General features: G+C 67.5%; 7 protein-coding genes. 3 read left to right on the forward strand and 4 right to left on the reverse strand.

Annotation, left to right across the window (positions count from 1 at the left end):
• Positions 1-163: 163 nt before the first annotated feature.
• The 4 genes from I6F38_RS42540 to tsaD form a co-directional block, all read right to left on the reverse strand.
• On the reverse strand, positions 164-577 hold the full coding sequence (locus I6F38_RS42540) for an EVE domain-containing protein (RefSeq protein WP_057021328.1): 414 nt from the start codon (positions 575-577) through the stop codon (positions 164-166).
• Between the two features lie 167 nt (positions 578-744).
• Positions 745-1,857, reverse strand: a complete 1,113-nt coding sequence (locus tag I6F38_RS42545) for an alpha/beta hydrolase (protein WP_225164593.1) — start codon at positions 1,855-1,857, stop codon at positions 745-747.
• Positions 1,858-1,974: 117 nt separating this feature from the next.
• Positions 1,975-2,952 carry an NAD(P)H-dependent glycerol-3-phosphate dehydrogenase gene (locus I6F38_RS42550; protein ID WP_225164594.1) on the reverse strand — a complete coding sequence of 326 codons (978 nt, stop codon included), beginning with the start codon at positions 2,950-2,952 and terminating at the stop codon, positions 1,975-1,977.
• A 188-nt stretch (positions 2,953-3,140) separates the two neighbouring features.
• Positions 3,141-4,214, reverse strand: coding sequence for a tRNA (adenosine(37)-N6)-threonylcarbamoyltransferase complex transferase subunit TsaD (gene tsaD / locus I6F38_RS42555; protein WP_225164597.1), 1,074 nt, complete (start codon positions 4,212-4,214; stop codon positions 3,141-3,143).
• A 173-nt stretch (positions 4,215-4,387) separates the two neighbouring features.
• Here tsaD and I6F38_RS42560 point away from each other — a divergent pair, with 173 nt between their 5' ends.
• The 3 genes from I6F38_RS42560 to I6F38_RS42570 all read left to right on the forward strand — a co-directional run.
• On the forward strand, positions 4,388-5,128 hold the full coding sequence (locus I6F38_RS42560) for a uroporphyrinogen-III synthase (protein ID WP_225164598.1): 741 nt from the start codon (positions 4,388-4,390) through the stop codon (positions 5,126-5,128).
• 214 nt (positions 5,129-5,342) lie between these two features.
• A complete protein-coding gene (locus I6F38_RS42565) occupies positions 5,343-6,602 on the forward strand; it encodes a hypothetical protein (protein WP_225164595.1) in 1,260 nt (419 codons plus the stop codon).
• 20 nt (positions 6,603-6,622) lie between these two features.
• Positions 6,623-8,172, forward strand: a 1,550-nt coding sequence (locus I6F38_RS42570; RefSeq protein ID WP_225164596.1) for a heme biosynthesis HemY N-terminal domain-containing protein, incomplete at its 3' end; no start/stop codon positions are given.

Below are 8,172 nucleotides of genomic sequence, written 5' to 3' on the forward strand. Positions count from 1 at the left end.
GGCGCGCGTCTTCGGCGTCGTCGTGGCGTTCGCGTGCAGGCTCAGTTCCATGACCCGAGGTGCTCCCTGACAAAGGCCACGCCTCGTTCTACACCGATTCCATCAAACCAATCAGCAGGGACCAAACACTTTCGCAGGGACGACGGCGGAGTTCGTTGGGCCGCTACAGCCCGCCCATCTTGCAGACGTATTTCCACTCCTCCGCGGTGACCGGCTGCACCGAGAGCCGCGAATATTTGACCAGCGCCATGTCGGCGAGCTTCTTGTCCGCCTTGATCGCGGCCATCGTCACCGGCGTCTTCAGCGGCTTGTCGGCCTTGATGTCGACGCAGACGAACTTGCCGGTCTTGTCGGTCGGGTCGGGATAGGCTTCCTTGATGATCTCGGCGATGCCGACGATCTCCTTGCCCTCGTTGGAATGATAGAAGAACGCCTTGTCGCCCTTCTTCATGTTGACGAGATTCTGCCGTGCCGTGAAGTTGCGCACGCCGGTCCAGGCTTCGCCCTTCGCGCCCTTGGCGACCTGATGGTCCCAGGACCAGACCGACGGTTCGGATTTCACCAGCCAGTAATTCATCGCAACTCACCCCGTTCGATTGCGCTGCAATCTACAGCGACGTGGATGGCCGCGACAAGCGCGGGCATCCGATCCAGAGCGTTTTCAAGCGAAGCCTGTCCCGCACTTGATGCGGGAGGGATGCCGGTTCGCGTGAAGAAAACGCGTCAAATCAAGAAGCGCAGCACTTACTGTTTCAAATATCGATCGAAGAATTTGGCGATGTCGGTGAACGCCTCCTTCGTCTCCGGCGCGTCGACGTTGAACTGGTATTGGGCGTGCGACTGCCCCTCATAGACATTGAGATCGGCGATCACGCCGTCGCGGCGCAATTTGCGATGCGTGCGAACCGTGTTGCTGAGGAACAGATCACGCGTGCCCGATGTCAGGATGGTCGGCGGGAAGCCCTTGAAGTCACCATAGATCGGCGAAATGTAGGGATTCTTCAGGCTGGTGCCGTTTGCATAAAGCTTCGCGGCGCGGCCGAGCCAGCCGTCCCAGGTCACCAGCACGTTGTCGACCCATTCATTGCTCGCGTAGCTGTCGCCGATCTTGTCGATATCGGACCATGGCGTGCCCGGCGCGATGGCGGCGGGCAGCGGCAGCTTCTCATCCTTCGCCCGCAACACCATCGCAAGCGTCATCGCCCCGCCCGTCGAGGTGCCGAAGATGGCCAGCCGGCGGTGTTCGTGCGATTTCAGAACTTCCTTCCAGACCGCCATCGCGTCGTCCATCGCGGCCGGATAGGGGAAATCCGGCGGCATCCGGTAGTCGACCGAGAGGACCTTGAAGCCGCCAAAGCCCGCCATCATGATGGCTTCCGGCAATGCGGCTTCGCCGGGGCCGAACACGTAACCACCGCCATGGACGTGGATCAGCAGGCGTCGCCTGTTCTCGAGCGCGATCTTGTTCGGGGTGACGATGTAGCAGTGCACGCCGGCAAGCTTGGTTTCCTCGACCTTGACGCCGAGCTTCGCCTTCAGCGCCGGAATACCCGCGATCAGAAGCTTGGCGCGGCGATCGATCAATTCCTTCCATTCCGCAGGGGTTTTGGGGTCGGCATTGAAATGCGGCGGATAGGGCGCGCCGATCATTGCCTGCATCTCGGCAGACACGTCGGCGGTTGGATTGCCGATCGATTTGAGCGGCGCGACCCGCTTGCCATTGTCGGCATTGGCGGCAGCCTCGCTCTTGGCAAGGTCGTCGTAGGAGGTTGTGGTCTGGGCGTGGGCGATAGTGGATGAGGCGGTGAGGGCGACGGCGAGGCTGATCGAAAGGATGGCGCGATGCGGTCGACGCATGGTTTTTCCCTTGGGATCCGTTTTTCGATTTGTTGGACCGGGATCCGACGGTTCGCCGCCACGCTAGTATGCCGCGCACGGACCGTGAAGCTCCGCCACGCGCGACCGTGACGTGCGTTACTCCGCCTTGAACGGCCGCGTCAGCAGGCCTTCGATCGCCGCGTCAATGGTCAGCCGGTCGCCCAGGATCGCGGCGACCGCGTTTGACACCGGCATGTCGACCTTTTGCGCAGCGGCGAGTTCGCACAGCACCGGCGCGGTGAACGCGCCTTCGGCGAGCTTGCCGACCGGTGCGGCTTCGCCGCGTCCGAGCGCGAGGCCGAGCGCGAAATTGCGCGATTGCGCGGTCGAGCAGCTGAGCAGGAGATCGCCCAATCCCGACAGGCCGGAAAGGGTTTCGGCGCGGGCGCCGCAGGCGCGGCCCAATCTTGCGAGCTCGCTGAAGCCGCGCGTGGTCAGCGCGGCGAGCGCGGAGGCGCCGAGATTCTTGCCGACCACGATGCCGGCGGCGATCGCCAGCACGTTCTTGGCCGCGCCGCCGATCTCGACGCCGCGCACGTCGGTGGTGTGATAGGGCCGGAAGGTCGCCGAGCCGAGCGCCTGGACCAGCGCGCGTGCGAGCGCTTCGTCCCTGGTGGCCAGCGTGACCGCGGTCGGCAATCCGCGCGCGACGTCGTCGGCAAAGCTCGGCCCCGACAGGATCGCGGGCACGGCGCGCGGCGCGGCTTCTGCGATCACCTCGGTCATGAATTTATGCGTGCCGTGCTCGATGCCCTTGGCGCAGGCGATGACAGGCGTGTCGGGTTTGAGATGCGGCGCAAGATGCCCGACCGCCGCGCGCAGATGCTGCGCCGGGGTCACGGCGAGGATGATGTCGGCCTGTGCCGCGGCGGCGATGTCCGACGTCACGGCGATGCCGGGATGAAGCTGGACACCAGCCAGCCTTGGATTGACCCGCGTCGCCTGGATCTGCGCGGCATGCTCGGTGTTGCGCGCATACAGCGTCACCTTGCGCCCGGCGCGCGCCGCGACATCGGCCAATGCCGTGCCCCAGGCGCCGGCTCCGATCACGCTCACTGACATATGCGCCGGCATCAGGCGGGCCTGTCTTCGCTCCCTCTCCCCGCTCTTGCGGGGAGAGGGTTGGGGTGAGGGGCTTTATCCGCGAGCGAGCCGAGTGTTGAGACCTGTACCCCCTCACCCGGATTGCTGCGCAATCCGACCTCTCCCCGCAAGCGGGGCGAGGTGCGACGGTGCCTGATGCGCGCTCCGTCGTACATTGTTCAATATCCGGCGCGGCTGTTGGCGTAGCCGGCCGGCGCCTTGGCGTTGGCATCGAGCAGCCAGCGCGCGCGCGGCGGCGCCTCCATCGTGTCGGTGAGGCCAAGCGCCATCCGCTCGGCACCGGCCCAGGCGATCATCGCGCCATTGTCGGTGCAGAGCGCCGGCGGCGGGATGATCAGCGTGGTCTGCGCCTTCGCCGCAACCTCCTGCAGCGCGCTGCGGATCGCATGGTTGGCGGCGACGCCCCCGGCCGCGACCAGCGCGCGCGGCGTGCCGAACCGCTCCTCAAACAGCTTCAGGCCGACGCTCAGGCGGTCCGCGGTCGATTCCAGCACCGCGGCCTGGAAACTCGCGCAGAGATCGCTGACGTCCTGCGGCTCGAGCGGCTCCAGCCGGCTGGCTTCATTGCGCACCGCGGTCTTCAGTCCCGAGAGCGAGAAATTCGCGTCCGCGCGGCCGAGCATCGGGCGTGGAAAGGCAAACCGCGTCGGGTCGCCGCCGGCGGCCGCGCGCTCGACCTCCGGTCCGCCGGGATAGGGCAGCGACAGCATCTTCGCCACCTTGTCGAACGCCTCGCCCATCGCGTCGTCGACCGTGGTGCCAAGCCGCACATATTCACCGACGCCGACCACGGCGACGATCTGGGTGTGTCCGCCCGAGGCCAGGAACAGGCAATAGGGAAACGCCAGCGCGCAGGTCAGCCGCGGCGTCAGCGCGTGCGCCTCGAGATGGTTCACCGCGATCAGCGGCGTATCGTGCACCATCGCGATCGCCTTTGCGGTGGTGAGACCGACGATCACGCCGCCGATCAGGCCGGGGCCCGCGGCTGCCGCGACCGCCGACAATTGTCCGTAGCCGACGCCGGCCTCCTTCATCGCAGTGGCGACGATGCCGTCGAGCAGGTCGACATGGGCGCGCGCCGCGATCTCCGGCACCACGCCGCCGAAGCGGGCGTGCTCGTCGGTCTGCGAGCGCACCACGTTGGAGAGGATTTTCGCCTGCCCGTCAGCCTGGCGCTCGACCACGGCGGCCGCGGTTTCATCGCAGGTGGTCTCGATCCCCAGCACCAGCATCGGCGGTTCGTGTCCCAATTTCGGTCCTTGTGCTACGAGCATGATCCGGGCGGCCGGAACCGGTTTCCGGCAAGATGATGCTCATCAAAATGTCCGCTCCGGGGTAGCATTGCGAGGTCTTAAAGTGCAATCGGTCGCCAACGTCCAATTTATACGGCTGGAGGCCTGAAACCCTGACAATCCTTGTCACACGACCGCATCCGGACAATGACGCGACGCTCGCGACGCTGCGCCAACGCGGCTTTGACGCCCTGTCGGCGCCGGTGCTGCGCTTCGAGCCGGTGCCGTTCCGCGGCGACGACGATGCGGATTATGATGCTGTCATCCTGACCAGCGCCAACGCGCTGCGCGCGGTCGATCTCGCGACCAGCCCGCTGTTGCAGCTGCCGCTGTTTGCGGTCGGGGCACACACCGCCGATGCGGCGCGCGCCGCGGGCTTCGACAAGGTGATCGTGGCGAAGGGCGATGCAGTCTCGCTGCGCAATCTTGTGATCGCACGGGTCGAGGCCGGCGAACTGCCGGCGTCTGCGGCGCTGCTCTATCTCGCCGGCGCCGACCTGTCGCGCGATCTCGCGGGCGAGCTCGGCGAGCGCGGGCTCAGCGTCGTCACCCACACCACCTACCGGATGGCGCCGGTGGCCGGCTTCCCGAGGGAAGTCAGCGACGCCTTCATGGCGAACCGGATCACCGCGGTGCTGCATTATTCCCGCCGCAGCGCGCAAGCCTTTCTGGACACTATACGCGCCGACGGGATCGAGATTTCGGCGCTCGCCTTGCCGCAATGCTGCATCTCGGCGGCCGTCGCCGCGGTGCTCCATGACGCCGGCGCGACCAAGGTGGTGGTGGCGGCGCGGCCGGACGAAAACGCCCTGCTGGAGGCGCTCAGCCGCACCCTGCGTCCGAGACCGGAATAATTCTTTCGTCTGACCATGATGTTAGGCAATGCTCGGTTATTCGGATCGTGCTCTAAGAACCTGGGCCGATTCTGGCGGAGCGTTTTCAAGCGAAGTGGGGACCGGTTCGCGTCAAGAAAACGCGACCAAACAAAAGGACAAGAGCATGATCCAATTCAATCGGATCGCATCATGCTCTACAGTATGCGGCCAGTAGTTTTGAGGACCCCCCGCGATGGCTGAAGAAAGGCCAGACGACCCAGGATCTTCGCCGGATTCCCGGCCCAAGCGCGCGCCGCCGACCATCGATCTTCAGGCGACCGAAATCTCCAGCGAACCGTCGAAGGCGGAGGGGACCGAGGAAGCCGCCAAGGAGGCTGACCAGGATGCCGGCAAGGCGTCCGCGGACGCGGCGACGCCTGAGGCCGAGCCCCAAGGCGATGCCGCACCGCAAGCGGAGCCGCAGCCCGAGACCGCCTCCGCGGCGCCGGACGCCGAACCGGCGCGGCCGGTGTCGCCCTGGGTGGTGGCTCCGATATCCGGCGCCGTCGCGGCGGCGCTGGTGATCGGGGTCGGCTGGCTGCTCGGCTGGCCGGTCGTGCAGCCGGTCCCGGCGCCGCAACCCAGTGCCGCCATCGACCAGCTCGGCACGCGCCTGAGTGCGCTGGAATCGAAGGCCGGCAGGCCGGTCGCGGCGGCCGCCGATCCCGCGGCGACGGCGCGGCTGGAGGCGCTCGACAAATCGATCGCCGCACTGCGCACCGAACTCGCCGCGACGCGGGCGCAATCCGACAAGCTTGCGGCGGCGGTCAATGACGCGAAACCCGCGCCGCGCGATGGTGCGGCTGCGCCTGATGTCTCCGCGATCACGGCGCGTATCGACAAGGTCGAGAACGCAGTGAAAGCGCAGGGTGCTGCGATCGCGAGGCAGGACGGCAAGATCGCCGACACCAAGGCCGAGGCGAAGGCCGACGATGTGCCGCTGCGCCGCGTCGTCGCGGCATCGCTGCTCGACGTCGCGGTGCGTCACGGCGATCCCTATGCCTCCGCGCTCGAGGCCGCGAAGGCGCTGTCGGATGATGCCGAGGTGCTGAAGCCGCTCGCGACGTTTGCGACCTCAGGCGTGCCGAGCCCGAACGCGCTGTGCCGCGAGTTGATCGAGATCGTGCCGAAACTTGCGCCGCCTCCGCCTGAAGCTGCGGCGGCCAGCGCCGGGCTGGTCGATCGTCTGAAGGCCGGTGCCTCCACGCTGATCCAGATCGAGCGGACCGACGGCACGGGGACCGATCGCGGCAGCATCGTCGCGCGCGTGACATCGGCCGCCCTGCATAATGACCTTGCATTGACCGAGCGTGAACTGAAGTCGCTGCCGCCGGCGGATCGCACGGCGGCGCAAGCCTGGCTCGCCAAGGTGGACGCGCGCCGCGCCGCGCTCGACGCGTCGCGTAAATTTGCCGACAACGCCATGGCGGCGCTCGCCACGGTCAACCAGTAAGTCTTTGCAATAGGTCTTTGATGATCCGGATCATTCTGTTCCTGCTGCTGATCGCGCTCGCTGCAGCGGGTGCGGCCTGGTTGGCCGATCAGCCGGGCGATCTCGTGCTGAATTGGGGCGGCTTGCGCTTCACGTCCAAGCAGCCGATGTATCTGCTCGGCCTCGTCGTCGTCGTCGCGATGGTCGCCGGCGTGATCCTGCGCGGGCTCTGGAAGATTCCCGGGCACATCCGCCGTGGCCGTCGCGAGCGCCGTCACGCCCGCGGCCGCCACGCCATCACGCAAGGCCTGCTTGCGATCGGGCATGGTGACTCCTCGGCGGCGCGCGCGCATGCCGAGGTGGCGCGGCGCCACGCCGGAGGCGATCCGCTCGCGCTGTTGCTGCACGCGCAATCGGCGCAGCTCGACGGTGATCGCGACGGCGCGCAGCGCGCCTTCCGTGCCATGGCCGAGCGCAAGGACACGCGGCTGCTTGGATTGCGCGGTCTGTTCATCGAGGCGCAGCGCGCCGACGATCCGGTTGCGGCCGTGATGATCGCCGAGGAAGCGCTGAAGATGTCGCCGTCGTCGTCATGGGCTTCGCATGCGGTGCTCGGCTTCTGCTGCGCCAAGGGCGATTGGGCCGGTGCGCTGTCGATCATCGACAACAACCAGAGCGCCGGACTGATCGACAAGGCGACCTATCGGCGGCAGCGCGGCGTGCTGCTGACGGCGCGGGCGCTGGAGTTCGAGACCATCGATCGCGACCTGTCGCGCGCGAGTGCGATGGAGGCGGTCAAGCTGGCGCCGACGCTGATCCCGGCCGCCGTGCTCGCGGCGAAGTTCGAGAGCGAGGCGCATCAGGTGCGTCGCGCGATGCGCATCGTCGAGACCGCGTGGCTGGCGCAGCCGCATCCCGATCTCGCCGACGCCTATTCGCATGTGCGGCTCGGCGATTCCGCGCGCCAGCGCCTGGTGCGGGTCGAGACGCTGGCGGCGAAAACGCCTGGACATATCGAGGGCGCGCTGGCGATCGCGCGCGCCGCGATCGACGCCGCCGAGTTCGCCAAGGCGCGCGCGGCGCTGGAGCCGTTCATCGCGGCGCCGACGCAACGCGTCGCGCTGTTGATGGCCGAGATCGAGCGCACCGAGCATGGCGACAGCGGCCGGGCGCGGGCCTGGACCCTGCGCGCCGTGCGCGCGCTGCACGATCCGGTCTGGACCGCCGACGGTTATGTGTCGGACCGCTGGCGTCCGGTCTCGCCGGTCACCGGCCGGCTCGACGCCTTCCAGTGGCAGACCCCGGTGGCGGCGCTGCCGTCCGACAAGGGCCATGCGATCGAGCCTTCGCCCTTCGAGGAGGCGATGCTGGCGCCGCGCCGGGTCGAGCCGCCAAAGGAAGCCGCCAGCGAGCTTGAAGTGGCCAGGCCGGTTGAGCCGGCCGAGGTGAAGCCGGCCGAGATCAAGCCAGTCGAGGTCAACCCCTTGGAGCCGGCCGCGCCGATGGCGCAGGATAACGCCCCGCTGCCGGCGGCCATCGAGGCCGAGCCCGCCCCGGCCCCGGCCGAACCCGCCGCTCTGGAACCAGCTCC

The organism is Bradyrhizobium sp. BRP56 (genome assembly GCF_020194035.1).
Taxonomy (GTDB): domain Bacteria; phylum Pseudomonadota; class Alphaproteobacteria; order Rhizobiales; family Xanthobacteraceae; genus Bradyrhizobium; species Bradyrhizobium australafricanum.